This window comes from Salinispira sp. (assembly GCF_059431795.1).
On sequence record NZ_JBXWXS010000033.1, the window covers coordinates 1 to 26,069 of the forward strand.

The 26,069-nt window shown below is 51.3% G+C and carries 24 protein-coding genes; 7 read left to right on the plus strand and 17 right to left on the minus strand.

The genetic code is table 11. The features are described from left to right. Nucleotides 1–254 (plus strand): hypothetical protein (locus tag AC52PS_RS11210; protein WP_495563155.1); only part of this gene is annotated, 254 nt, incomplete at its 5' end. Between the two features lie 171 nt (nt 255–425). On the opposite strand, the gene pgsA is transcribed toward AC52PS_RS11210, so the two are convergent. Continuing rightward, a complete protein-coding gene (gene pgsA / locus AC52PS_RS11215) occupies nt 426–1,058 on the minus strand; it encodes a CDP-diacylglycerol--glycerol-3-phosphate 3-phosphatidyltransferase (protein ID WP_495563156.1) in 633 nt (210 codons plus the stop codon). A gap of 88 nt (nt 1,059–1,146) precedes the next feature. On the opposite strand from pgsA, the gene AC52PS_RS11220 reads away from it, so the two are divergent. Then, a complete protein-coding gene (locus tag AC52PS_RS11220; protein WP_495563157.1) occupies nt 1,147–1,971 on the plus strand; it encodes a CDP-alcohol phosphatidyltransferase family protein in 825 nt (274 codons plus the stop codon). A gap of 49 nt (nt 1,972–2,020) precedes the next feature. On the opposite strand, the gene AC52PS_RS11225 is transcribed toward AC52PS_RS11220, so the two are convergent. The 3 genes from AC52PS_RS11225 to thrS form a co-directional block, all read right to left on the minus strand. After that, nucleotides 2,021–2,329: a WGR domain-containing protein gene (locus tag AC52PS_RS11225; RefSeq protein WP_495563158.1), complete on the minus strand. Its 309-nt coding sequence runs from the start codon at nt 2,327–2,329 to the stop codon at nt 2,021–2,023. A 131-nt stretch (nt 2,330–2,460) separates the two neighbouring features. Continuing rightward, complete coding sequence (locus tag AC52PS_RS11230) at nt 2,461–4,002, minus strand: carboxypeptidase M32 (protein WP_495563159.1); 1,542 nt, start codon at nt 4,000–4,002, stop codon at nt 2,461–2,463. Between the two features lie 156 nt (nt 4,003–4,158). After that, the gene (thrS, locus tag AC52PS_RS11235; protein WP_495563160.1) at nt 4,159–5,940 is read right to left on the minus strand and encodes a threonine--tRNA ligase; all 1,782 of its coding nucleotides are present in this window, start codon (nt 5,938–5,940) and stop codon (nt 4,159–4,161) included. 692 nt (nt 5,941–6,632) lie between these two features. On the opposite strand from thrS, the gene AC52PS_RS11240 reads away from it, so the two are divergent. Then, nucleotides 6,633–7,460 carry an SDR family NAD(P)-dependent oxidoreductase gene (locus tag AC52PS_RS11240; protein ID WP_495563161.1) on the plus strand — a complete coding sequence of 276 codons (828 nt, stop codon included), beginning with the start codon at nt 6,633–6,635 and terminating at the stop codon, nt 7,458–7,460. A 102-nt stretch (nt 7,461–7,562) separates the two neighbouring features. On the opposite strand, the gene glgX is transcribed toward AC52PS_RS11240, so the two are convergent. The 9 genes from glgX to AC52PS_RS11285 all read right to left on the minus strand — a co-directional run bounded on the left by glgX (nt 7,563) and on the right by AC52PS_RS11285 (nt 17,463). Next, a complete protein-coding gene (glgX, locus tag AC52PS_RS11245) occupies nt 7,563–9,761 on the minus strand; it encodes a glycogen debranching protein GlgX (RefSeq protein WP_495563162.1) in 2,199 nt (732 codons plus the stop codon). Between the two features lie 89 nt (nt 9,762–9,850). Continuing rightward, the gene (locus AC52PS_RS11250; protein ID WP_495563163.1) at nt 9,851–10,756 is read right to left on the minus strand and encodes an alpha/beta fold hydrolase; all 906 of its coding nucleotides are present in this window, start codon (nt 10,754–10,756) and stop codon (nt 9,851–9,853) included. Beyond that, on the minus strand, nt 10,749–11,363 hold the full coding sequence (locus tag AC52PS_RS11255; RefSeq protein ID WP_495563164.1) for a nitroreductase family protein: 615 nt from the start codon (nt 11,361–11,363) through the stop codon (nt 10,749–10,751). Before AC52PS_RS11255 ends, AC52PS_RS11250 begins: the two co-directional genes overlap by 8 nt. Before the next feature lie 362 nt (nt 11,364–11,725). Then, complete coding sequence (secF, locus tag AC52PS_RS11260; protein WP_495563165.1) at nt 11,726–12,757, minus strand: protein translocase subunit SecF; 1,032 nt, start codon at nt 12,755–12,757, stop codon at nt 11,726–11,728. After that, nucleotides 12,757–14,502 (minus strand): protein translocase subunit SecD, encoded by a 1,746-nt coding sequence (gene secD / locus AC52PS_RS11265; RefSeq protein WP_495563166.1) that lies wholly within the window; start codon nt 14,500–14,502, stop codon nt 12,757–12,759. Before secD ends, secF begins: the two co-directional genes overlap by 1 nt. An 82-nt stretch (nt 14,503–14,584) precedes the next feature. Next, nucleotides 14,585–14,983 carry a preprotein translocase subunit YajC gene (gene yajC, locus AC52PS_RS11270; RefSeq protein ID WP_495563167.1) on the minus strand — a complete coding sequence of 133 codons (399 nt, stop codon included), beginning with the start codon at nt 14,981–14,983 and terminating at the stop codon, nt 14,585–14,587. A gap of 100 nt (nt 14,984–15,083) precedes the next feature. Then, nucleotides 15,084–15,383, minus strand: a complete 300-nt coding sequence (locus AC52PS_RS11275) for a hypothetical protein (protein ID WP_495563168.1) — start codon at nt 15,381–15,383, stop codon at nt 15,084–15,086. Nucleotides 15,384–15,403: 20 nt separating this feature from the next. Next, nucleotides 15,404–16,645: a hypothetical protein gene (locus AC52PS_RS11280; RefSeq protein WP_495563169.1), complete on the minus strand. Its 1,242-nt coding sequence runs from the start codon at nt 16,643–16,645 to the stop codon at nt 15,404–15,406. 83 nt (nt 16,646–16,728) lie between these two features. After that, entirely contained in the window at nt 16,729–17,463 is a 735-nt protein-coding gene (locus AC52PS_RS11285) for a HEAT repeat domain-containing protein (RefSeq protein ID WP_495563170.1), read from the minus strand. Between the two features lie 299 nt (nt 17,464–17,762). Between AC52PS_RS11285 and AC52PS_RS11290 the strand changes: the two genes are divergently transcribed. Next, entirely contained in the window at nt 17,763–18,410 is a 648-nt protein-coding gene (locus AC52PS_RS11290; RefSeq protein WP_495563171.1) for a DUF47 domain-containing protein, read from the plus strand. Nucleotides 18,411–18,423: 13 nt separating this feature from the next. Beyond that, nucleotides 18,424–19,419 carry an inorganic phosphate transporter gene (locus AC52PS_RS11295; RefSeq protein ID WP_495563172.1) on the plus strand — a complete coding sequence of 332 codons (996 nt, stop codon included), beginning with the start codon at nt 18,424–18,426 and terminating at the stop codon, nt 19,417–19,419. Nucleotides 19,420–19,444: 25 nt separating this feature from the next. Here AC52PS_RS11295 and ttcA read toward each other — a convergent pair whose 3' ends face one another. Then, nucleotides 19,445–20,236 carry a tRNA 2-thiocytidine(32) synthetase TtcA gene (ttcA, locus tag AC52PS_RS11300; RefSeq protein WP_495563173.1) on the minus strand — a complete coding sequence of 264 codons (792 nt, stop codon included), beginning with the start codon at nt 20,234–20,236 and terminating at the stop codon, nt 19,445–19,447. Nucleotides 20,237–20,414: 178 nt separating this feature from the next. Between ttcA and lgt the strand changes: the two genes are divergently transcribed. Both lgt and AC52PS_RS11310 read left to right on the plus strand, forming a co-directional pair. Continuing rightward, nucleotides 20,415–21,347 (plus strand): prolipoprotein diacylglyceryl transferase, encoded by a 933-nt coding sequence (gene lgt / locus AC52PS_RS11305; RefSeq protein WP_495563174.1) that lies wholly within the window; start codon nt 20,415–20,417, stop codon nt 21,345–21,347. Continuing rightward, on the plus strand, nt 21,344–22,690 hold the full coding sequence (locus AC52PS_RS11310; RefSeq protein WP_495563175.1) for a D-arabinono-1,4-lactone oxidase: 1,347 nt from the start codon (nt 21,344–21,346) through the stop codon (nt 22,688–22,690). Before lgt ends, AC52PS_RS11310 begins: the two co-directional genes overlap by 4 nt. Here AC52PS_RS11310 and AC52PS_RS11315 read toward each other — a convergent pair. Genes AC52PS_RS11315 through AC52PS_RS11325 form a run of 3 tightly spaced genes read right to left on the minus strand, consistent with a single transcriptional unit; the run spans nt 22,659 to nt 26,047 of the window. Then, nucleotides 22,659–23,534 (minus strand): Cof-type HAD-IIB family hydrolase, encoded by an 876-nt coding sequence (locus AC52PS_RS11315; RefSeq protein WP_495563176.1) that lies wholly within the window; start codon nt 23,532–23,534, stop codon nt 22,659–22,661. The genes AC52PS_RS11310 and AC52PS_RS11315 overlap by 32 nt on opposite strands. Nucleotides 23,535–23,558: 24 nt before the next feature. Further along, complete coding sequence (locus AC52PS_RS11320) at nt 23,559–25,250, minus strand: hypothetical protein (RefSeq protein ID WP_495563177.1); 1,692 nt, start codon at nt 25,248–25,250, stop codon at nt 23,559–23,561. Beyond that, nucleotides 25,247–26,047 (minus strand): outer membrane lipoprotein-sorting protein, encoded by an 801-nt coding sequence (locus AC52PS_RS11325; RefSeq protein ID WP_495563178.1) that lies wholly within the window; start codon nt 26,045–26,047, stop codon nt 25,247–25,249. The genes AC52PS_RS11320 and AC52PS_RS11325 overlap by 4 nt, the downstream gene beginning before the upstream one ends. Nucleotides 26,048–26,069: the final 22 nt, after the last annotated feature.

A 26,069-nucleotide genomic window follows, 5' to 3' on the forward strand; every position in this document is an offset into this window, starting at 1 on the left:
CCCGCACTCGTTTATCTTTCCCTTCTCTCTATTACTATGTTAAAGATCGCTTTCCGATATCAGCACCTGGAATCCAGATAACTGTTTCAGAAGGATTTACGCGCCTCAAAGACGCTCCGATTGACCCCGGCGTTTCTGCCGATCCCCAACCGGTGAGAACGAACTATATTGAAGTTCGATTCTTTTGTCAAGCAGAACTTCGCAGGAAGTTTGTGACTTTTTACATGCTTTCCGCATTTCTGCAGAGTTCATGAAGCACCGGGGTAATCCCCTTGAAGCGGCCTGGCTTGTAGGCCTTGTCGCTCCGTGGTGCGAGCGTGAAAATAACAAATTCGATGTTTATATGTCAACTAGAGAATCAGCTTTTGTTAAAAAAAACAGGCTGATTTTTCAGTGCTGCAGTCCGGTTTGAAAAACCGTCCGGGTTACTGCTCTCCGCCCCTTCCGGCGCGCACATGCCGGGCGAATACCACAAGATAATCCACAAAAGACACAATTGCGAACGCGGCCGCCAGCCAGAAGACGCCATTGGTAACGATCAGCGCAAGACGGGCGAATTCCCCTATTGCAGGCACTGCAATGTTCACCGCATCGAACCAGCCGAACCATAGATCACCGATCATTACCAGCCCCAGAATTGAAGCGAGAAAATAGAGCACACTTTTGGCCTTCCCTCCCTTTCGGGCAGCCAGGGAAATACCACGCTGTGCAAGCATCATTCTCACGAACACAATACCCAACTCCCTATAAAGAATAAGAAGAAATGCCAGGGGCGGCATAATATCCAGCACCACAAATGCAAGAAAATAGGAAACCCGGCTGATAACATCAGAAAAAGGATCTAACACTTTTCCAAGATCACTCACCAGATTATGCCTGCGGGCAAGGTAGCCATCCACAATGTCGGTAATCTCTATGTAAAAAAAGATGGTGGCCAGCAGGATAAAAATCAGCTGAGTGGGTCCCCCGATCCAATCGGGCAAAAACACTAAAATAAAAAACACCGGGGCAAACACCAGCCGTGTACTGGTAAGGATATTCGGGACATGTATATTCATATGCCTACTCCAGGTTAAGGAAGCCGGCCGCCGCGGTTGGGAGGATCGCCGTATTGACCGCCGGCAGGTCTTCGCCTAAGATTTTTCTATGACAACAGCAAATTCCAATCAGCAGGATCGCCTTATCGCCAGTATTGCCCTGAGCCTTCTCATCCTTTTCATCACTCATCTTGCCGTTTCGATAGTAGTGACAGGTAAACTCATGCTTCCGCTCAGCGACTTTCTTGCGTTCGCCGCAGTGCTGTTCATTCACCACCTGGCGATAATGCTTATTTTATCGCATATGCTCCACTTCTTTGTATACACCGGAAGCGGAAAGGCACTCAATAGAATCAATATTCCCATATTCATTACGCTGTGCAGGCTCACCAGCCTTCCGGTCATTATCTATCTGATAATCCTCATTGAGGAACACCAGGTACTGGGGCTTCTGATTGGATACACTGTGTTTGCATTTATCAGTGATTTTCTGGACGGGAATATATCCCGGAAGATGAAGCAAACCACCAAAATCGGCGCATATCTGGACAGTATCAGCGACTATGCAGTACTGATTTGCATCTCTATCGCCTATATTATATATGAGCTTCTGCCCGACTGGTTTTTCATACTGGTCATGCTGCGCCTGTTTTTCCAATGGGCTGCCGCCGCGGTTATGACCGTGATGCATCAGAAGCTTCAGGTACACAGTTCAAGTCTCCTGGCGAAAGCCTCAATATTCAGCATCATGACAATGTACGCAGCGGCACTTATCAGATTTATTCCCGCGGCCTCTGAATACTCGGATACGGTAATCTCTGTACTGGAGTGGATTGTGAGCCCGGTATTGGTTATTTCTCTCATTGAAAAAATCTACCACTTCATATTCGACCTGAGAAATGCTCTGAAATCTAAATCGGGAAAACAGAATTGAAACAGCGGGATGTATTAGGGAAGAGGGAGCTGAGGACAGCTATGGAAGGTTAGGATATCCGGGATACCAGGGAATCACCATCGCCTTTAGTGCCGGAAGAACTTCCGGATTCTGCAGAATCCTTAAAATAGCTGTAGAGAACCTGATAGTCTTTGAGCTTGGCTTTCAGGAGAGTGCGGATCTTGGCATTCTTTTCCTTCTCACTAGAAAAATAGAATTGCTTCTCCCGGCCGCCTTCGGGCTTCCGCCCCCAGCGAATGGTAAGCGCATGGGGATGAAACAGCGACTGCTGACGGTCATCCATGGAGTAATAATAGAGTTGATTCTTGCTGTTTCGTCGATAAAGTACTACCTGCATCTCTGTCCCAATTATCGGATTACTCCGGGAAAAAATACAGGGTAAATTTTCCGGTTCCGTTTTTTTTCTGCAGGTTTACCACCTGCCCGCCGGCGTACACTGTACGCCGGGCAGATGGCATCCTACAAACTTCAGTCCAGCTTGTACACCTTTCTGTATTTAGAATTCAGGTAGTCCACAAAATATTTTGCATTCAAAGGCTCACCGGTAATATCCATTGCAAGCTCACCGGCGGTTTTGCTGGAACCATATTGATGAATATGCTCCCTCAGCCATGCAAGAATCCGGGAAAAATCGCCGGAGGCCATTTGTTCATATACGTCGGGAATATCTTTCACCATGGTATTCCAGAATTGGGATCCATAGAGATTTCCCAGAGCATAGGTGGGAAAGTATCCGAAAAGACCGAAACTCCAGTGGACGTCCTGAAGGACACCATCGCTGTCGCTTTCAGGAACAATACCAAGGAATTCCCTCATCCCTTCATTCCAGGCTTCAGGAAGATCTTTTACCGCCAGCTCCTTGTTAATCAGCTTCTGCTCCAGTTCAAAACGGAGCATTACGTGCAGACTGTAGGTTACCTCATCGGCTTCAACTCTAATGAAAGAGGGTTCCACCTTATTAACTCCCTTCCACATTGTATCAACATCCACACTTTTAAGATTTTCGGGGAACACTGACTTCAATGACGGAAGAAAGTACTGCCAGAATTCCCGGCTGCGACCCACCAGATTCTCCCAAGTCCTGGACTGGGACTCATGAATTCCAAGGCTCGTTCCTCCTGCCAGCAGATTTCCGCGGATATCATCCCCCATTCCCAGTTCGTAAAGACCGTGCCCCGCTTCATGAATAATGCTGTACAACGAGGAGTTGAAAAAGTCCTCCATATATCGAGTCGTTATTCTGATATCATCGCTGCCCAGTTCGGTGGTAAATGGGTGGGCGGTTACATCCAGCCGTCCCCTGTCCATGGGATACTGTAATTTTTCCAGCACCTTGTAACCGAACTCTTCCTGCAGTTTTGCCGGATAATGTTTAGTGAGGAACGAATTATCCACCTGCTGAGATTCAGCGATTGCCTTCACCAGAGGAACCAGATCGGCTTTCAAGTCGCTGAAAACGCGCTGAACTTCGGCGGTTTTCATATCGGGTTCGTAATCGTCCAAAAGGGGATCATAGGGATTATCTTCATATCCATATGCCTCCGCAGTCTCCAGCTTTAGGTCGATAAGCTTTTCCAGCCAGGGCTGAAAACTTTTAAAGTCATTCTCCTGCCTTGCCTTGGCCCAAACCGACTGACTTTTGCTCCGGGTCTCCGAGAGTTCTTTGACCAGCCGGGCGGGAAGCCGGGTTTCCTTACTGTAGCTTCGGTGAACCTGGCGGATAAATGCCCGCTCCGTTCTGCTTAATGAGGAACAGCGGGACTCATCTCCCATGGGATGGTGGTCATCCGCACCCAGATCGTTAAGCAGCTCACCAATTTCACCTGACGTCATTTTCTCATGAACCAGGCTGCTCAATGCCGCCTGTTGACGGCTGCGTTCATCCACCGCCTTCTCGGGCATATAGGTTTCCTGATCCCAGCCCAGAAGCGCCCCGATACCGCTCCAGGTTTTAATCTCTTTTCCAATTTCAAGCAGGCGGTCCATACTCGCCCGTACATCTTTCGCCATAATATTCTCCTTGTCGTATCCTGCAGGTTGATTTTTTCCGGTAATTCCCCGGAACATGCGCAGGACCCGTTTGCAGGAATTGTTCCAAAATGCAAACGGCGCGATCCTTGGGACCGCGCCGGATAGTATAGCATATTGAAAATCCCGGAATGTAAGCTATAACACGGCCTTACTGTCGACTTTTTCCTGAACAAAACTGATAAATTCATCCATGGGCAATCCGTTCATCTGCTCATTGGTACGGGTTCGCACCGACACCGTACCCTCTTCCAGCTCACGCTCTCCGATAATCAGCATGTAAGGCACCTTCTGCTTCTGATGTTTCCGGATTTTTGCATTCATCCGTGCATCGCTGAGGTCCGCTTCTGCCCGAAAGCCGATGCTTTTCAGCCGTTCGGCAATTTTCCCGGCTCCTTCTTCGAAGGCCGGGCCCACGGGGATCACCTTTATCTGTTCAGGCGCCAGCCACACCGGAAATGCCCCGGCGTAATGCTCGATCAGAATTCCGATGAACCGTTCCAGACTCCCAAGCACCGCCCGGTGCAGGAGAATCGGCGTATGTTTTTCCCCGTCTTCGCCAATATAGCTTGCGTTCAGGCGCTGGTTGGAGGGAAGCTGATAGTCCACCTGGATGGTTCCGCACTGCCAGTGGCGCCCCAGAGCGTCCACAAGGGTAAACTCAAGCTTGGGACCATAGAACGCCCCCTCACCCTCGGCCACATCGTACTCCAGCCCGGCTTGTTTACAGGCTGCTTCCAGAGCTGCTTCAGCGCGGTCCCAGGTGTCGTCATCTCCCACCCTCACATCAGGCCGGGTGGAAAACTTGACAATAATATTGTCATCGGTGAACCCGAAATCCGAGTACATTCCCTTCAGGAGATCCACGAAGAGCCCCACTTCATCACCGATCTGTTCTTCGGTGCAGAAAATGTGAGCATCATCCTGGACAAAACCTCTCACCCGCATAATGCCATGCAGGGCACCGCTGGGCTCATTGCGGGTGCAGGAACCGAACTCGGCCATTCTCAAGGGAAGATCCCGATAGCTTTTCAGCCCCTTTTTGAAGATTTCTATATGCCCCGGACAGTTCATGGGCTTCAAGGCAAAAAGATTCTTCTCGCTCTCGGTAATGAACATGTTCTCCTGATACTTGGCCCAATGCCCCGAACGTTCCCAGAGACCTCTGGGCATTACAGAGGGCGTATTCACCTCCCGGTAATCCTGGGCTGCAATGCTTTTTCGCACATAGTTCTGAATTTCAAGATAGAGGGACCAGCCCTTGGGATGCCAGAAAATCTGGCCAGGGTTGTCCTCTTCTATATGGAAGAGCTCAAGATCCCTGCCCAGGTTCCGGTGATCCCGTTTTTCGATTTCTTTGAGATGATCCAGATATGAGCGCAGCTGTTTGGGATCCTCCCAGGCGGTACCGTATATGCGGGTGAGCATGGTGTTGTTGGAATCTCCCCGCCAGTACGCTCCGGCAATCCGGAGCAGCTTGAAGCTTTTCCAGTTAATTTCCCGGGTGTTTTCAACATGAGGTCCCCGGCAAAGATCGCTAAAGTGGTCAACCTTATACAGACTCACTTCGTCTTCATCGGGAATGGCATCCACCAACTCCAACTTATAGGGCTGGTCGGCGAACAGCTTCTTCGCCTCACTCCGGTCGATAACCTGTTTTTCCAGGTCATGCTTACCCTTCACGATCTCCTGCATGGTTTTTTCAATTTCCGAGAGGTCTTCTTCCTTCAGGGGTTCGGGGAGTTCAAAATCGTAGTAAAAACCATTTTCAATGGGAGGACCGATGGCGAATTTCGCTTCGGGAAATTTCTTCAGTACTGCCTCTGCCATCACATGGGCAACTGTGTGGCGGATCCTGTACAAACGGTCCTCATGCTTCTGGGCATCGTTCTGCTTTGCTGCTACTGCTGCCTCAGACATACACACCTCCTCAAGGTGTCTGCCCGGCGCCGTTGTATGGGATACTGTTGAATCAGGCTGGGAAGTACCAAGCCACAGCATTCCCCGGCAGGGCAATTTTGCTGTATGCCATAAGGACGAAAGATCAACGACCTTCCGCGGTACCACCTTATTTCCCGGTTCAGCCGGGCACTCGCTCCCGGACGGAGGAAACCGATTATCGGCCGCCTTTTGGCGCTCAGGGCGGACGGTGCCGCCCGGTACACCCCGGGATCGTTCCGTAACGTGGAATAACGGCACCGGTTACTAGGAAAAGGCTGTCAGGAACGGAATCGAATTTCCGCTTCTGCACCCGTCGGGTTCCCCGGCGCAGCTGTGAAGGGGTTTTCCCTGGATTTCCGCCGAAAACCTTCCAGCCGCGGGTTTTCTCTCTCGGGACGGAGGTCCCCAGGTACTCGTCTTCATACCGGGCATTCTCGTGAATACCCTGCGCTATTGAGATTAAATATGGCCCAGATGCACACGGCTGTCAAGTTTCACCCCCCGCGATATGTAATATCCCCGCCCCGCTGCTCCTCATCGGGCGGGCTGTGCTCCATCGGGCTCAATCGGGTACGGGCCCATGAGGCGCATCGGCTAGGCTCAATCGGGCACAGCCCCATGGGGCGCAGGATTTGACAGGGCTCTGCTGGGGAGCTAACTTTTAATATATTATGAACAGAAAAACGATACTGATAATCAGCGGCTGGAACAGGGGGCTGGGTTTCGGCATTCTGAAAGGTTTTGCCCAGAACATGGGCAAGAATCTGAAGGTGATCGCCATTGCGCGAAACGAAGATCCTGAAGCCTCGGCGGAGCTCAACCGCCGGACCGATTCATTCCACCCGGTGACCGGCGACCTCTCCTCCGCAACCAGCATCACCCCGGTACTTGCAGAGCTTACAGAACTGTTCACCACCCTATACTCGGCCCTGAGTGCATCTGAGCAGGAATCGCTGCAGGTAATTCTTGTGAACAATGCCGCCTCTTTAGGGCCGATCCACCCCATAGGAAGCATCCCCGACACCCTGGAGTGGTCCGAGCATGCACAGAGAACGTTCGTATTGAACTGCATAGCCCCTGCCCTTCTCAGCGACTGGCTCTACAAAACCCTGGACTCGTTGAATACCCCGTCATTAAACCGGGAGGGAATCATCCTGAATATCAGTTCCGGCGCCAGTAAGGGGCCCATGAGCGGCGCAGCAATCTACTCCATGAGCAAGGCGGGAATTAACCTCTTAAGCATGACCAGCAATGCGGACTTTTCTTCCCGGGGGCCGAATATGCAGGTTCTGTCAATTTCACCGGGAATGGTAGAGACCGACATGCAGAAAACCCTTCGGGCGCAGAGCGATGCGGAATTTCCCAACGTGGAATACTTCCGCTCCGCGTCCAGGGACGGAAGTGTGAAAACCACGGAGGAGATCGGGACCATCATCTCCGGAATGGATTTTTGGAAATACGAACCGGGATCCTACGTACATATTCGGGATATCACCTGACAGCACCCATTATCGCCGGGTCTGTTGTTGCAAGCGCCGTTATTACCGGCGCGCTCAACTACCGTCCCGCGTTATTCCGGGCCCGGCGGCTATTCGATATGGTCATTTTGCAATGAACACCACCATGGACCGTGCATAGACCAGGTATGGCGTTAACTCCTGGGTGAACTCTTCCTCCCCGGGTTCAAGAATATCCCGGGGGCTGGGAAGGCGGGTATCTATGACCCTGTGCCAGCGCTGGCCGGGTTTGGGCTGAATAATCATGAACTCCCGGTTTTCCCCGCCTGCGTTGAAGAACATAAGAAGATCGCAATCGTCCCTGTCCGCATGGATCTCCCGGCGGCTGCCGTCGATACGGAGAGCAAGCACATTTTCCTTTCTGTTCCAGTCGGGTGGGTCGCCGTTTTCGTTGAACCAGGTAATATCCAGCACCTGATTCTGTGAAATGTCTCTTCCCACAAAAAATTCCTGCCGCTGGAGTGCAGGATGGCTTTTTCTAAAGTTAATGAGATGTTTGGCAAAGCGGTATACATCTCCATGGGAATTGAGAAATTCATAATTGTACCAGGAAATATCATTGTCCTGGCAATAGGCGTTGTTATTTCCCTGCTGGGTACGGCGAAGTTCATCTCCGCCCAGCATCATGGGCGTTCCGCTGGACAACATCAGTGTTGCCAGGAAGTTTTTCACCATCTGGTTCCGCGTCTGTGCAATATAAGGATCGTCGCTGGGCCCCTCATGACCGTAATTCCAGCTGAGATTATGATTGTGACCGTCCCGGTTCTCTTCGCCGTTCGCCTCATTGTGCTTGCCGTTATAGCTCACCAGATCATTCAGGGTAAATCCGTCATGGGCGGTTATGAGGTTAATGCTGTGGAAGGGCTTGCGTCCGGTCTGAAGATACAGGTCTGCGCTGCCGCTGAAACGGGTGGCAAAATCGCTCACCTTGTGCCAGTCGCCCTTCCAGAACGCCCGGATTTCATCCCGGTATCGGTCGTTCCATTCAGCCCAGCGACCGCCGGGAAAACTGCCCACCTGATAGGCTCCGCCGGCGTCCCAGGCTTCAGCGATGATCTTGGTATCCCGGAGCACCGGATCTTCTGCAATCCTTTCGAGAACCGGCGGGTTGTCCATCAGCTCACCCTGGGCATCCCGGCCGAGAATCGACCCCAGATCGAAACGGAAACCGTCAATATGCATTTCCTGAACCCAGTAGCGCAAAGCCTCAATAATCATTCCTCTCACCACAGGATGATTGCAATTCAGGGTATTTCCGCAGCCTGAATAGTTCATGTAGTAGCGGGGATTCGGGGCGAGCATATAGTAGATGCGGTTATCGATGCCCCGGAAACTGAAGGTGTGACCCATCTGATCCCCTTCACCGCTGTGATTAAAGACGATGTCCAGAATCACTTCAATTCCCGCCGAATGGAGCTGGCGCACCATCTCCTTGAATTCGTTAACCTGCGCGCCTCCTTCGCTGCGGGAAGCGTAGCTGGCTTTGGGCGCGAAAAAGGCAATGGAAGAATAGCCCCAGTAATTCTTCAACGGTTCTCCTGTAGCCGGATTTTGACGATCTTCGTATTCAAACTCATCAAATTCCTGAACCGGAAGCAGCTCCAGACTGGTAATACCCAGCTCCTGGAGGTAGGGAATCATTTCCGTGACCCCGGTGAATGTACCGGGATGTTTCACTCCGAAGCGGTCCGCGGCACTGGGGTGACGGGTAAGGCCCCGAACATGACTCTCATAGATTATGGTATTCCGCAGCGGATAATTCAGCGGCTGGTCCCCGTGCCATTCAAAGTCGTCGTCCACCACTACACATTTGGGCATCACACCCGCATCCCCGTCGGTTGAATACGACAGATCTTCAGTATCATCCCCGGGAATATATCCGAATGCTTCCTTTAGATTCCACCTGAATCCGCCGGTCAGTGCTTTGGCATAGGGATCAATGAGCACCTTATGTTTGTTAAACCTCATACCGTGCTCCGGTTCATAGGGGCCGTCCATTCGAAACAGATAGAGCTGGCCCTTCTTCAGACCTTGGATGGTAATGTGCCAACAATCTCCGGTCTTATTGCAGTCCGGCGCCAGTTCGATTTCGTGAACAGGATTAGCGTCGGTTTCATTCTCATAGAGCTGAAGCCAGACTGTCGTTGCATGGCGGGAGAATATGGAAAACTGTACGCCCTGGGGGGTAATGCTCGCTCCGAAGGGGAGCGCTTTCCCGGGGTAAAATCTCAAGTCGCCGGATGAAAACATACACCCGTCCTTCACGGTAATCGTTTCTGCCATAGCTCCGCCCTGTTTTCGGTATTTTGATATGCGTCGGACATCTGCCCGTCGGACTTACCTTTTGCCACGCCCTTGTTGGGGACGGCACCCTACGGGAACTGCTCCATGATTATGTTATATACCTTTTCCGGCTGTTCCGCATGCAGCCAATGCCCGGCTTCAGAAATTTCTTCCATTCGGGCACGGGGAAACAGCTTCCAGATAATATCCCGGTGTTGTTCTGGAACTATATAATTCGATAGCCCTCCCCGGAGAAACAGCACGGGAAGGGAAGAAACCGCATCCCCGGTATCGGGAAAACCGAGAATATCCTCATAATCCCGGTACAGAACTTCAAGGTTCAGCTTCCAGGCAAAACGCCCATCTTCGTGCCTGTAGAGATTTTTCAGCAGGAATGCTCTCAACACCCCTGATTGAAGAACCTGCTTCAATTCCCGGTCGGCGTCCTTTCGGTTTTCCAGCCTTTCCAGAGAGATGTTTTTGAGTGCGTGGAATATCTCATCGTGACTCCGGGGATATTCTGTGGGAGCAATATCGGCAATCACCAGACCGGAGAGAAGCTGCGGCATATTTTCCGGGGGGTTCAGATCGCCCCACAGGTTGAGGGCAAGAGCCATTGCGGCCTTCCCGCCCATGGAGTGACCAAGCAGAAGAAAGCCTGTGAAACCGCCGTTCTCTGCGAACTCCTGCTGCCTGATACGCTCAAGGGTGAATGCAAGCTCTTTTGCGTTGGCAGAGTAGTCCGCCCTTTCGGTCCATTTTGAGCGGCCGTGGTTTGGTAAATCCACGAGAAACACCCGCCGGCGGGAAGCAAATCGCCTGGCCAACTTCATCCAGTTATCCCCTGAGCCAAACAAACCGTGTACAATCACCATAGGAGCCGAAACGGACCCACTTCCGGTTTCAGCCCAGGTCCCTTCTGTTGCTGCCCCACCGTGGGGAGCACCGGCGCGCACCTCCTGATAAAACAGCACATCCTCCATGTTCTTACCCATTCAGCTCATCGAGAACCGCCGGATTGAAAAGAATCTCTTTCAGAGCCTTCCTAGTTTGGCCGTTTTGCTCCAGCTCCTCATGTTTGTCGCTGAGTTCCCTTTCTCCTCCGGGGTAGGCCAGGGAGATAACCGCCATCACCCGGAAATTATCCGGAATCTCAAACAGCTCTTTCACCTTAAAGGGGTCCATGCCCGCCATTGGGTGAGCCACCAGACCTTCGGCGTGTGCCTGAAGAAACATATTCTGCATGCTCAATCCCAGATCCAATAATGCATACTCCCTGTCGTCACTGAGATTACAGCTTGCTTTCCGGTCCACCGCTGCAACGATGTATGCGGGAGCGGCATCGGCCCAGTAGTTTCCGCCCAGCAGGGCCTCCCGGATTTTCTCTGCGTCAGGGCCGGTACACGGCCTGTAGCGCCATGGCTGCTTGTTGCTGCAGCTGGGGGCCCACCTGGCCGCCTCAAGGACCCTCAGCAGCGAATCGTTGGGAATGGGGTCGCTTTTTAGCCGCCGCCCGGCTTTCCGACTGCCGATATGCTCAAGCATTTCCAGGGCTTTTCCGCTGCCGTTGTACGTTTGATATGTTCGGGTATCATCACTCATTCACGCATCCTTTTCTTTCCGTATTCCATCTGGATCCGCCCGAAGAATTCAGGAAGGGCTGGATTGATGGTTCGCTCCAAGCGCCGCATATGTGAGTACGCTGAAACAGTGGAGATTCGATCTATACCTTAGAATATTACGATAATACACCGGCACAGCAAGGATTTTTTCCTCTGAAAACCGGGGAAGCCCAATCTTTCCATGGTCCAGGAACCGTATAGAGGCCCCCAAACGGTAAATAGTGCCCGAAGCATGTACATTCGGGTAAAAAAAGGACCGGCCCACCCTTCTGGATGCACCGGTCCTGTGCCGCATGTGTGCGGCGGTTTGCCGGATCTTAAGGTAAAATCCGGCGGGAATGTTTATTTCTTTTTCTTCTTCCGCTGAGCCTTGAGCTGCTCTTTCAGTGCCGAGCTGTCAACCTGTGGGGATGCAGCTTCAGGAGCAATTCCCGCTGCGGGAGCCTTACTTTCCTTCTTGTCTGTACGTTCTGTGCGCACCGTTATCCGTTTGTTTTTGCTCAACGCAAGGAGCGTCGGGCTTGCAACAAATATGGAGGAGTAGGTACCTACAAGCACACCAACGATCATATTCAGGGCAAAATCCTGAATCTGTCCGGTGGTGAAAATATAAATTGATGTCACCGCAAGAAGAGTAGTTATGGAGGTGATTACGGTTCGACTGAGACTCTGGGTAATAGAAACATTAATCACCTGAGGAAATGCGGTCTCCGGCAGAAGTTTTTCGTTCTCCCTGATCCGGTCAAATATAACGATGGTATCGTTCAGAGAATATCCGATGATTGTGAGAACCGCAGCGATAGTCGCCGATGTCACCTCAATTTGGAAAGTCCCGATAAAGAGGACCATGAAGGCAATATCGTGAACCAAAGCCGCCAGCGAGCTGAGGGCATAGGCCATACGGAAGCGAACCCACAGGTACAGGAGAATAAATCCCATAGCCGCTACCACCAGAATGGTGGCATTCAGAGCAAGGTCCGCTGCGAAGCGGGGCTCTACATAATCCACCCCCAGCACTTCCACGCTTCCGTCCCCAAATGCCTGGGTAAGCGCTTCGGTAACCCGGTTTCGCATGGTCAGAGAAAAGTTCTCAAGCTCACCGTCATCCTGAAGACGGATTGAGAAACGCTGCAGCTCGGGATCCCCCAGCACCTGCACCTGAACGGTGTCAAACGCCGACAGAGCATCCCGGACTTCTCCGGTGCCCAGATCTTCAGCTTCGAGCTCAACCCTCAGATTCAGACCGGCCTGAAAATCAATCCCCAAATTAAACCCGTCCTGCATGAGAGTTCCTGCAAGCCCGCCTGCAAGAAGCAGAGCGGAGAGTATAATCATGGGAAGACGGTATTTAGTAAATTGTATGGTTTGTTTCATTATTTCGTCCTCCAGCTGATGCTCAGCTTTTCACGGCCAAGACCTTCGGTGGAGATATTAAAGAAGAGCCGGGAGATCCACAGAGCGGTAAACAGGGAACTGAATATACCCACACTCAGGGTAACTGCAAAACCCTGAATGGGTCCTGTACCCAGGAATGAGAGCAGCACCGCTGCGATTCCCGTGGTGAGGTTGGCATCCATAATCGTCCAGAAGGCCTTTTTGTATCCCGACTGGACAGAAGCAGCGGCTGTTTTTCCCAGTCTGTACTCTTCCTTAATTCGCTCAAAGATAATCACATTGGCATCCACCGCCATACCCACAGTAAGGATCAGACCTGCAATACTGGTGAGGGTAAGGGTGAGATTGAAGGCTGATAGCAGAGATATAATGAAAAACAGGTTCAGGGTGAGACCCAGGGTGGCAATAATTCCCGCACCCTTGTAATAGATCAGCATAAATATGACAACTGCAATCAGACCGTACATTATGGCACGGATACCCGCATCAACAGCATCCTGACCCAGACTGGCACCTACGCTTTGCTGATTTACAATTACCAGATCAACAGGAAGGGCGGCTGTCTGCAGCACGGTGGCGATATTCTGGGATTCTTCCCGGGTAAACCCGGTTATCCGTACAGATCCACCGGGAATCTCTTCTGATATCCTGGCATAGGCCCGCACCTTTCCGTCCATGACAATGGCAAGGGAGCTTCCAACATTATCCCGTGTGAGATCCTGAAAGAGATTCGCCCCTTCGTTATCCAGTCGGAAAATGGTGGTAGGGCGGCCGGTGAGCTGATCAGAGCTGGTGTCGGCCTCTTCAATGTGGGATCCGTCCAGTACGCTGGCGTTATCTTCCTTGGTTACAATGTAGCGAACCACATAATCGATATCGTATTCGTCTTTCTGCACATAGGGGCGTACTTCAGCACCTGCGGGGACAAATTCGGGAATTGCATCCCGCTCAGGGTCCCAGTCAACATTGTTCTCCGCGCGGAACTGATCCTGAAAGGCAACCAGTTCCTCGGTTGCTTCGTCATCCACAATCTGAAGGTTCAGACTTCCGCGGCCCATCAGGAATGCGTTTACCCGTTCAGGGTCGTTATCCCCGGGGATTTCTATCTCGATCCTGTTACTGCCTTCCTGCCGCCGGATAATTGGTTCGGTCACCCCGAAGGTGTCAATCCGGTTGTTGAGGATCTCAAGTGCCAAATCGATGGCAAGGGAAAGCTCCTCTTCACTGGGCTCACGACCCAGTCTCTCGGTAAGGCTGGAAGAATCGGCTTCAAGCACTACATTTATCCCGCCGGAGAGATCCAATCCCAGATTGATAATCCGGTTTTTCTGCTCTTTCAGGGAAATAATATCCTGCCGGTAATAATCTTCGATCCTGCGAAGCGCATCATCCTCGCTTCGGAAAGCGGCCAGTACATCCTGCACGGTCCAGGCTTCCGGAAGATCGGCATCTTCCGCACGGAGTATTTCCCGTGCCAAATCCTGAACATGTTCAAGACTCTGGGGAACCTGAGCACCCTCATCCTGGCGAATCAACTCTGTGAGCTCTCCAAGATCTGCAGCGGCCTCAGTCTGGGCAAAGCGCCTAATTTCCTCCCGGGAACCGGAGGTTATCGTCTTCACATCTTCAGGAACCATAAAATACCAGTTGATGGTGGGATACAGAAGAAGGAAGGCGAGTCCGATTACCACAAGAAGAAAGATAAATCTAAATCGTTTGTTCATGATACCTTTCTCCAAGCAAAATCTTTTAAACACAGAACGGGCCCGGATTGTAATATCCGACCCCGATACTGTTCAAAACCAGTTATTTTGCTTCTTTTTTATTTTCTTTTTTGCTGTCGGCTTTGTCGCCTGATTTATCCGCTTTCTCTGCGGCCTTGTCTTCAGGGTTGATGACATTGGCAATTGCAGAGCGGACAAACTCAAGCTTGGCGTCATCATCGACCTTCACGATTACGGTTTCTTCTTTAACGGAAAGAATGGTTCCGCGAATTCCGCCGATGGTCTGTATTTTGTCGCCTTTTTTCAGCTGGTCGAGCATGCGTTTGGTTTCTTTCTGGCGCTTGTTCTGGGGCCTGATAATCAGGAAGTAGAAAATCAGAAATACCAGACCGAACATGACCAGAGTTGAAATCAACTGCCCGCTTCCACCCTGGGGTGCAGCTGTCTGCAGAAGATTGAAAGTCTCGAATAGGGAGTTCATTATGTAGCATCCTTATAATTAATATAGAGATTTGGGGAAAAGTATCATGTAGAGTACGCACAGTCAAGCTAAGCCGACGCACTGCCGGTGCAGCAGAGCACTATAGAAGTAAAACTTTATCCAATTCTCCGGGATTGAATGAAATTCCGTACATTTTTCGAAGCCCGGTTTCATCCAGCTTTTCGCCCAGATCCTGATGGATTCTCTGTATCAGAGCCTGAAGCTCATGATCCCGGCCGGCCTCTTTCTCAAAGATCGCCGAGGCGACGGCCGGCTTCAGCAGCCCCTCTTCATACAGTTCCATGGTGCTCATTTTCCCGTATTTAGATTTCAACCGTTTATCCACAATGGCCTGATCGTCTTTATAGCCTATAGTAAAGACATAGTTCACCTTCTGCATGAGCGGAAGTATAGCATGAATCAGGTTTTTGGCAAATCGATGTGGATACGGCTCCCGGATTCAGCATCTTCCTGACTGAGAGTTCCGGAAAAAAGAATCCGTACCGCATATTCACAAAGCATGAGTGCACTGCCCTCCCAGGGCTCCGGAATACCGGAAACGTTTTCCATAACAAAATATAGGGTACACCTGGCCTGGTCGCTGTCGAACCTAAGCTGGAAGCTGGATTTTCCAGGATTCTCCTGTTCAACCAGAGACAGCGCATATCGGAACAAACCGTTGAGCATAATACGGACTCCACGGGGAGAAAGCTCCCACAATTCACTGCCCTCAATCCGAATTTCAGCTGTGAGAGCGCGTTTAAACCAAGTATCAGCCATATCATCCCACAGGGACCTGGCGAGCTGAACCGGGTTACAGAATTCTCCTTCAGCCCCGGAAGTATCGCCCCCGCTCAGATCATTTACACCCCGGATAATATGATACATACCGGTGAGTTCCCACCCGAGGGAGCCGCTCAACTCCGTGCTCAGATCACGCTGCTTTTCAGTTAAGCGTTCATCGTGAATCATTTCGTTCAGAACATTCCTCAGATTTTCCAGGGTGGATATTGCGTTCCCGGTTTTCACATACAAAGGCTGACTCAGGCGCATCATTAGCCCGTTCATTTCCTTTTGTACAGAATTCATCTCCAGCTCATGGGACAGATGATCATTCCTCCGTTGAAGTCTCCGGTAATCCATCAGAAATTCACTCACCCTCTTCACATAGTGGCCCACCAGAAAAATCAGTGTGATATAAACTCCAACCAACACCACGATATTTCTGCTTGACCACATTAACTCATCGGAATACCGGAAAATATAGAGAGCATAGATTACCGCGGTAATCACCCCATGGCTGATACCCACCATGGAGGTAAAATACAACGAAAGAAGAACGGAGATGGAAAGAAGTATCAATACATCCAGAATAAGCCCCGGTTCGGCACTCCGGGACATAGAAAGAAGAATATTCAGACTGGCCATCAGAAGACTGATGCTCAACATGGGTTTCTGATAATCAGAGAAACGAATACCCGCAAGCAGAAGCATCCCGATGGCAGCCAACGTCGACCAGTCGTATATAGGATCAAGCAGAGCGACGGCAGAAGCATCTGATCTGGTGACGGTATCCACCGCAAAGAGGACTATCATTATCGCGTGGATGGCAATGAACAGGGGGGTATTGAGAACCCCCGAGCTTCCGGCAATTTCCTTCACAGAACCCCTCCTGAATCAGACGCTATATTATCATTCTATACCAGCGGCATCCGGTTTTGGAGTATTTGATTAGGAAAGAATTCTCAGGAATTCCAAAGAAGTTCCAGAACCTCCCGTGCTTTTTCGTGTACCTTGCGGTTGAATTTTTCATTGTAGAGAAGCAGCAAGGTATCATAGATCTGTTCGTCACCAGAAGGGATCTCTTGAAGAGTTATGCGGTGAATGGCAAACAGGCTGGCGTAGGCGAGTTCATTGTCCACCTCTCCCTTTCGGTCCATGCTGCGCAGGGTGGTACCGATTTGCCGGGTTACCTCCATATTTTCATTGAGGGCAATCCTTCCCAAAGAGTACATCACATCTTTCAGCACATCCCGGTTATTCTCCAGCTCCAGCATCTTCACTAAAACATCAACTGCGTGCTGCCCGCCCAGCTCTCCCAGTACCGCGGCGGTCTTCTTGCGGACCAACGGATGATCGTTCTGAAGATTGGGCACTATGCCCTCACGGCGGGGAGTCAGAAACGGCTCAAGGGCCAAAGTTTCCAGCTGCTCCGCCAGTCGTATTTGGTCCCCGAGGATCTCTTCCTCCTCAATCATTCTGGAAATCCAGTCAAGGGCTTCCATTTTACGGTCCGGATTTTCGCTGGATACATAGCCCTGGATAAGGTCCGCTTTCACGTCACGATTCTGCAATAAGTCGTCCGGAGAACCGGTTTCTTGAGAAGATACAGAACCGTCTCCGGACTGGGCCGTCAAGCCGGAACCGATGCAAGCGAGGATCAAGAATGCGGCTATAGGCAAATGTATTGAAGATCTCATGTTCACAACTCCTGGTTTTTCTGAGACATTTCAAAAAATCAGCGATTTTGGAATTGCCAAGATATTTAGGAATCAAAATTCCTTTCCTGTACGCGGCTTTTGATTTCGACCCGTTATCCGGCATTTTAATCCGGCATTTTTCAAAATTGAATTTTGAAGGATGCTCTTCTTATAATCTGTAATCAGATCGAACCGCCTACACTAGAATATACTACAATGGTACATACAACAATGAAACTCATGCCGCCATCCGCTGTAATATGGAAAGCAGCATGACCCCCGGCAGAGGAGGAGCATACATGAAATCCATTCTCAAGCAAACCCGCAGTCTTATAGCAGACTTTGACAGGTATTTAGATTCCATTGAAGAAGCCTCCCTCATGCTCCCCCAGGCTTTGAAAGATTTTTTTCATGACCGTGATCAGGAGTTCACCAGAAGAATGGAAAATCTTACCGATCTGGAAAAAAAAGCCGACGAGACCCGGCGAAACATCCGCTACAAGCTTTATACCAAGATGCTCATCCCCGAGAGCCGGGGAGATGTGCTGAGCATCCTGGAAAATATCGATAAAGTCATAGACAGCATTAAGCATTCCGCAATGCGCATACATATTGAGCGTCCGGTTATCCCCGAGTACCTTCGGGAGGGTCTGCTGGATCTTACAGAAGCCGCCAGATTAAGCGTGGATTACACCGTACGGGCATCCAAAGCTTATCTGAATAAACCCGAACAGGTGCAGGACTACCTGAATAAAATCAGGTTTTATGAGCACGAAGCAGATACGCTGGAACAGAATCTGAGAAAAGCGGTCTTCACTTCGGACGAAAAACGCCTTTCGGCGAAAATGCAGCTGTCCGGAATCATTGAGGATATTTCCAGCATTGCAGATGTGGCGGAAGATGTTTCCGACCGAATCTCCGTAGCCGCAATTAAGCGGGAATTCTGAGGACGGTATCTTCATGGAACTATTTACAACCCTGTTCCTCATGAGCTCGGGCCTGTTTCTAGGCTGGAGCCTGGGTGCAAATGATGCCGCCAATATACTGGGAACCGCGGTGGGAAGCCGGATGCTTCCGTTCCGCAGAGCGGCAATTATCGGTTCTGTTTTTGTAATCATTGGAGCAGTTGCGGGAGAGGGCGGAACATCCGAGACCCTGGGCAGGCTGGGCCAAATTCAATTGCTTGAACACGCCTTTCTGGTGGCACTATCCGCTGCAATCTGCATGCTGGTGTTCACCCGTCGAAGTATTCCGGTGAGCACCACTCAGGCAATTGTAGGGGGGATACTGGGGTGGAACATCTACACTTCCAGACCGGGAGATTGGGACGCCCTGGCCACCGTTGCCGCAAGCTGGCTGGCATCGCCAATTTTGGCGGGTCTGCTCTCCATTGTGCTATACTGGGTGATCCGGAAAATTCTCAGAATTCTCTCTCTGCATATGTTCAGCCAGGATATTCTGCTGCGCTGGGCACTGGGTCTTGCAGGGGCTTTCGGGGCCTACAGTCTCGGACGAAACAATATTGCAAATGTAATGGGGGTTTTTGTAGATGCAGCCCCCTTCTCATCGTTCAGCATATTTTCCCTTGAGCTGAGCTCCGCACAGACGCTGTTCTTTCTGGGCGGCCTGGCGATCGCCTCAGGTATTCTCAGCTATTCCCGCAAGGTGATGATGACCATCGGCTCGGATCTGTATCATCTCTCGCCGGAAAACGCTCTGGTGGCGGTGTTGTCGGTTTCACTCACCTTGTTTCTGTTTTCCCTGCCCGGGGCAGTTCAGGTTCCGGTTTCCAGCTCCCAGGCAGCGGTGGGGTCGGTAATCGGGGTGGCCGCAGCCCGGGGAGATTTCCGGGTGGACGGCTCCATGCTTCTGCTCATTATTTCAGGGTGGATTCTCACCCCCGTTACCGCGGGTGCCTTTAGCTGGCTGCTTCTCACACTCTTTGCCGGAACATAAACAGTCTTCAACCGGCACCATGCCCTTACAAAGATTCGAAATCGAATAATTCTCTGTCCAAAAGGTGGGAGGGCGCTACATTGCTCATGGCCCGGAAAATATTTTCCACTCTACCGGGATGCTTTCGCTCCCAGTCCCTCATCATCTGCTTAATAATGCCCCGCTGCTTATTTTCATATTTCACACAGAAGCCGCAGGAAATAACCGGAAATTCCATCTGCGCCGCAAAAGCGGAAATATCTTCCTCCTTCACATAGGCCAGGGGACGGATGAGAATATGGCGGCCGTCATCGCTTTTCAGCTTGGGCGGCATGGTTTTGAGGGTTCCGCCGAAGAAAAGATTTAAAAAGAGGGTCTCTATAATGTCGTCCCGGTGATGTCCCAACGCGATTTTATCCGCCCCGATCCGGGCAGCGGCGCTGTACAATGCGCCTCTCCTGAGACGGCTGCAGAGGCTGCAGCCTGGTTTTCCTTCAGGGATTACCCGCTGTACAACTGAATAGTTGTCCTGCTTCACAACTTCATAGTCCACGGCCCGGCTCTTAAGATATGCAGGAAGCACCTCCCGGTCATACCCCGGCTGACCCTGATCCAGATTCACCGCCGTAATTCGAAAATCCACAGGAGCCGCCTCCCGCAGTCTGATAAGTAGTTCCAGAAGCGTGTAACTATCCTTCCCCCCAGACAGGGCAACCATCACATGATCACCGTCTTCAATCATCCGGTAGTCCGCTATGGCAGAACCAGTGAGACGTCGGAGTCGTTTCACCCGCTTATTCGCTTCATGTTGATGCTTTTCATATTCTTTGCGTGTCATATATTTCTGTACCTGTGTTGAATTCCGCGCAGTGTAGCGGGCTTTCCAGGTTTTTCATAGATCCTAACCCCACAGGACGGGATAAATGATTTGCCCCCCGGCGGGGGTTTTGGTATTATTTGCACACTGTTTCGATCTATTTCTGCGGGACAATTTCTTTGAGCTACAGGTGAACATTATGAAAAATTTACAGGTTCCGGTTTTTGACCCTATTCTTCTCAATCTTCCCGGACCTCTGGCTGTGAGCTGGTACGGTCTAATGTATTTAATGGGCTTCGTTTTTGCCTATGTGTTTGTGTGGGATCATATCCGGAGGAACAGGGTTTTGCTCACCCAGGATCAGTTCATGGAAATCCTCATCCGGATTTTTATCGGTGTTCTGGTGGGCGGCCGTCTGGGCTTTACTCTCTTCGTAAATCCCGGCTACTACCTGCAGAATCCCTTGCAAATACTGGCCGTTTGGGAAGGGGGAATGTATTTTTTCGGCGGATTTGCAGCTGCGCTGGTCATACCCTGGTTCTACATCCGCAAGCAGAACATGAACTACTGGGATCTTGCGGATTTTATTATTATTCCTGCTCCCATTGGACTGGCATTCGGCCGGCTGGGCAACTTCATTAACGGGGAGTTTTGGGGACGACCCAGCTCATCCCCCCTGGCAATGGTCTTCGACTCGGTGCCCAGGAGCGAGTGGTTCAGCACCGAGCTTCCCTGGGTTCAGGATATAGTTCGGGAAACCGGAATGACCGTGTTGGCTGGACAGTCGCTGGTGAATCTGCCCCGGCACCCTGTTCAGCTATACGAACTGGTACTTGAAGGAATTGTGCTTTACGCAATGCTGCTGTTGTTCCGAAATATCGGCAAGGCCAAACCCAGAGGCTCGGTGGTAAGCCTCTTTCTTCTCGGCTATGGAGTGTTCCGTTTTTGGATAGAGTTCTACCGGGAACCCACAAGCCATTCGGCCATTATTGCGGGGGATTGGTTCACCCTGAGCATGCTGTTTACCATCCCCATGATCCTGGCAGGTATTGCCGGGATGTACTTTGCGTATAAGAAAAATCATACGAATGAACTCTACACTAATCAGGTTCGAAAGGACAGCGGCTCATGACACACAAGCCCTCATCTCCAGCCTCCCCGCAAAAGGGTAGCGGAGAATGGATAAGCTGGAACGGAAATATCACCCACAGGTACAAAGCAAAAACTGTAGCCCTCAGTGAGGGTGATATTCAGCATGCAGTCCTGCACAGCGGGAACATCCGCCCCTTAGGTACAGGCCAGTCATCTGCGGATATTGTGGCAGGCTCGGATAATCTGATCGATATGCGGCAATACCGCAGGGTCCTCCACATAGACCGCAACTCCCGGCAAATTCGGGTGGAAAGCGGTATTCTTCTCTCTGAGCTGCTGCGGCACATAGAGGATCTGGGCTGGACCATTCCCTGCCTACCGGACAACGACAGCATTACCCTGGGAGGAGCGATATCCACCGGCACCCACGGAACCTCCGGAGGGGGAAAGACTCTTTCAGAATATATGGTGGGATGCAGAATTGTGGACTCCCGGGGAGATATCCGGGAGTATGATACCAGCCACGACCATATGAACGCTCTCAGGGTTTCTATGGGCCTTCTGGGGATATTCACCGAGATTACCCTTCAGTGCGAACCTCTTACACAACTTCTTGTTCGGGAAGAACCGGTAAAGGATGAAATTTGGCTGGATAACTGGCAGGACTGGCTGAAGGAACATTACTTTCTCCGGCTTCTGTGGATACCCCACAGCGGATATGCATACAAAATAACCGCTGACCCTCTGGCAGAAGAAGAAGAGCGAGCCAAGGCCCGTGGAGAAACAATTAAATTCCAGGATGCCCCGGATTTTGTAAAGCACCGGAGGGAATTCTCCCGGTTTCTCTATTCCTGGGACAGTCCCGCATTTACCCGTTTTTCCAACAAGCTGATCCGGAGGCTATTTTTCAATCACCGGAAGGTGCACAGCGGAAGCCTGTATGAATCTACGGTAACCAAAAAGCGAAGCTCCACCCTGGAGCTTGCAGAGTGGACGGCCGATCAGGCGGACTACTCTGAATTATTTTTGAGGTTCCGAAGCGCTCTGGAAAGTGACCCCCGGGCCTTTGCACATATTCCCATGGATATCCGCTTTCTTTCGGGAGACAGAAGCTGGCTCAGCAACGCATTTGAGCGGGATATTGTAACCATGGGCTGTGTCACCCGAAAACCCGAAGGGGCGGAACATTACCGGGCCTTCGATATTATTGAAGAACAGTTCCTTTCCTACGATGGCCGCCCCCATTGGGCGAAGCGTTTCAAGGCGGGAAGAGATGTTCTCACACGATTGTATCCCCGCTACGATGACTTTGTATCTTTACGAAGGGAAATGGATCCTGAGGGTAAATTTCTTAATTCGTATCTTGAGAAGCTGTTTGCATAATATCCCGGAATCGGCGGCTTGAAGCGATATCCGGAAAGGCATACGTGATCAGCTCCAAAATTGCCGACTGTGATGCATGGCGGGTAAGCACATGGTCGGCTATATCTTTTAATTCCTGCCTGGCATTGCCCACCGCAACACCCAGACCGGCGGTCTGAATCATCTCTATGTCGTTGGTGCTGTCACCCAAAGCTATACATTGATGTAAGGGAATATTCAGACGTCCGGCAAGCATCTCCAGGGCATGCCCTTTGCTCACACCCTTGGCCACCACTTCAAGATACCTGGGTTTGGAAAACATCACCGAAAATCTGCCGGCTGATGCGTTTCGAAGTCGCTCCTGATGTTTCCGAAGCTCTTCATGCTCTCCGATTATCAACAGCTTCACACTGCCGTCGGGAAGAGCCCTGGCAAGATTTGAAACCCGTTTAAACGGGAGCCCGGCTATTTCACTATACAGGCGGCTCTCTTCTTCGCTGGTGCCGGGATTATCTTCCACCAGGAAACCGTCATGGCTGTATGCCTGCACGTGAAGACTTTCCTTCCGGGCATATTTCATAATTTCTTCCACAACCTGTGAAGGGATGGAGTGTTCGAAAAGCACAGTGTCCGAGAGCGCGGTCACCACCCGGCCGCCGTTGAAGGAGATGAGATACTCGTCATCGGCGGGCTCCACGATCCGGGCGGCAATAGGGCGCATGCTGGCCGTGGCCCGGCCGGAGCTGAGAACCACCGCCACCCCCGCTTCATGGAGAAGCTGGAGGGCGGCATGGGTGGCATGGGGCAGGCCGCCCTCATGGGTCAACAATGTATCGTCGATGTCTGACGCAAGCAGTTTATACACATTTTCCTCCAGGGTGACGGTGGATCAGAATCGCCCGCCGCCCAGGTTCACGGTAACATTGATTGCCAGGTCGCCGAAAGGATTCTTGAATGAAGGAACCGATACTTCTTCGCCCCCTGGAACCGGGGTAAATGCTCCCAGAGATACGAATTCGCCGGGGCTTTCCCCGTATGCGGTAAGCACTCCGGCGCTCACAGAAAGCCCGTCGAAGAAGCGGTAGCTCAGGGATGTGTTAATCTGCCCGCTCATATCCGACCAGTTGGCCTGCCAGAAACTGGAAAGGCTCAGATCTTCAACAAAGAGCTGATTTAATCCCAGAGAAAGGGCGGTGTAATGCCGGCCGGTGTTGGCAAGCTGACCGCTTTGAATCTCACCGGTGCTGAATCCGTAGGCAAGCGCTCTGAGCTGTTCGCTTCCGTCATATCCCTCGCCCTGATAATAGTACTGTGCAATGGCATTCAAGTCGGTTTTGCTTTCAAACAGGTCGCTTTTCAGGTATAGAAACCCTGCGGTGCCGCTGAAATACGTGGCATCGTCCTCTTCAAACACGGGCAGCTCAGGAACCGGTTGGGCGTCCAGATCCCCCGGATCGCTCACCTTGCTTCCCTGCCGGCCGAAGGACAGCCGCCCTTCACCGAAAATGGTAAGGTCTCTCAACGGCAGGCGTACGGTACTCATGATCCGAAACGGCCGGTCTTTCTGATACCCCGCCCCCAGCTCAACTTCCACCGGTGCAAGATAGAGAGAAGCCTTCCCTGCAACGCCAAGCTCGGAAAACTCCCGCACCGTCTCATCGCCGATAAGATAGGCGTCCAGCATGTTCAGTCCGAAGGGCAGACTTGCCTTAATTGCCACAGGGCCTTCCCGCTCCGCCTCGGGATCGTCGGGATCGATGGGCACCAGGGAGATAAAATCTCCGGGACTCCAAAAATAGCCCACCCCCCAGTTCACCGTCTGCTTACCGAAGCGGAAAAACAGACGCTGGTTCCAGTTTACATCCGAGTAGAATTCAAAAATATCCAGGTTTGGACTCAGCACCGTTGTTGAAGTGGTAGCTACACCGGTCTCATCTTCGTCTCCTGTTAACGGATTGTCCTCCACATATTCTGCTGAAGCCAGTACATCGCTGCCAGATGTGAACGGATAGGAGGTTTTCACCTTCATGTACACCCTCAGATCCTTGGAGGGACGGGCATTGAGATACACCGTTCCCCGGAGGTTAATACCCAGTTGGTCGTTTACCTCCTGATCATCAGGGGCATCGTCGCTTCCCGGGTACTGGCTCCAGCTCCAGTAATTGGAGAGAGATGAAGACAGATTACCGCCGATCTGCACCACTTCGCTGGTCAGGAATTCGGTGTAGGCCTGACTGTCATCTCCGTCATCGCTGCCGGGTTCGCCGATTTCTTCAATCATTCCGTCGTCTGATTCGCCGCCGGAATTTTCATCCGATCCGCCGAACATGTCATCTTCACTTCCACCGAAAAGATCGTCTTCATTCACGCCGCCGGAGCCCTCATCTGATCCGGATTCGGCAGAACCTTCGTCTGAAGCGCTGCTGCCGCCGAAAAGCGCGTCTTCGTCCACCCCATCTTCCTGTGCGGAGAGGGAAAAAGCGGACAAGAGATAGAATATCATGACCAATGCTAAAGCGGCGGAAATGCGCCGCCGACGCTTTATGTTTTTTATGCCGTGTGTATTGGGGAATTTTGTCATCTGTTCACCTGTTCAAGATAAGCCTTGGTGAAAACTGTGTCGGGAATAGGGTCGAAACTGATATTACGCACAGTTACTTCGCTCCGTTCTCCGGGGTTCAGATTGTCCACGAAGAGCATCTTGGTGGGAATATAGTAGCCGCCGGCTCTGGCATAATTGGGAAAATAGCTTGTGCGCATGAGACGGCCGGAAAGGCTGTAATCCTCTTCTTTAAGCAGCAGATAGTTATCCTGCCGCACCCAGATTTTAATGGCAGGATAGGCCACGGTATCCGTTTTCGCTTCCAACTCCAGAATATACACATCGTATTTGCCCAGAGTACCGGACTCATAGCTTACCGCCTCGTACTCATCAGAAAAATCGTTATCGTCGAAGTCAGAATTCCGGGCCTCACTGTCCTCAAAGCTTTCACTGAGGTTGAAGATTCCGAATTCCCGGCTCTCGGGGTCATACGACCAGCCGGTGTCTTCCACCTGAAGAAAACCTTCTCCCCGGCTCAGTACCGGCTCCAGATTTATCAGAAGGAATTTTTCCTCCGAATCTCTGCGGAATATTCTGGACTTGAAAATACTCCGCTCTTCACCGGGTTTATCGCTGACTATGGTGTATTCGGCGGAAAAATCATCATCATTAAACGTGCCGTATTCATCTATCCGCTGAAGAATGGCATCCACGTCAGGCTCCTGGGCTGTAAGTTGTAACCCGGGCAGCAGGAAAAACATTAGCATCATAAGCGCAAGCATGTGTCGCAAGGCGACTTTCCCTCCGCCGGTTTTCTGTGTATTGGAAAATTTCATAATATCTCCTTCATGTGCACTG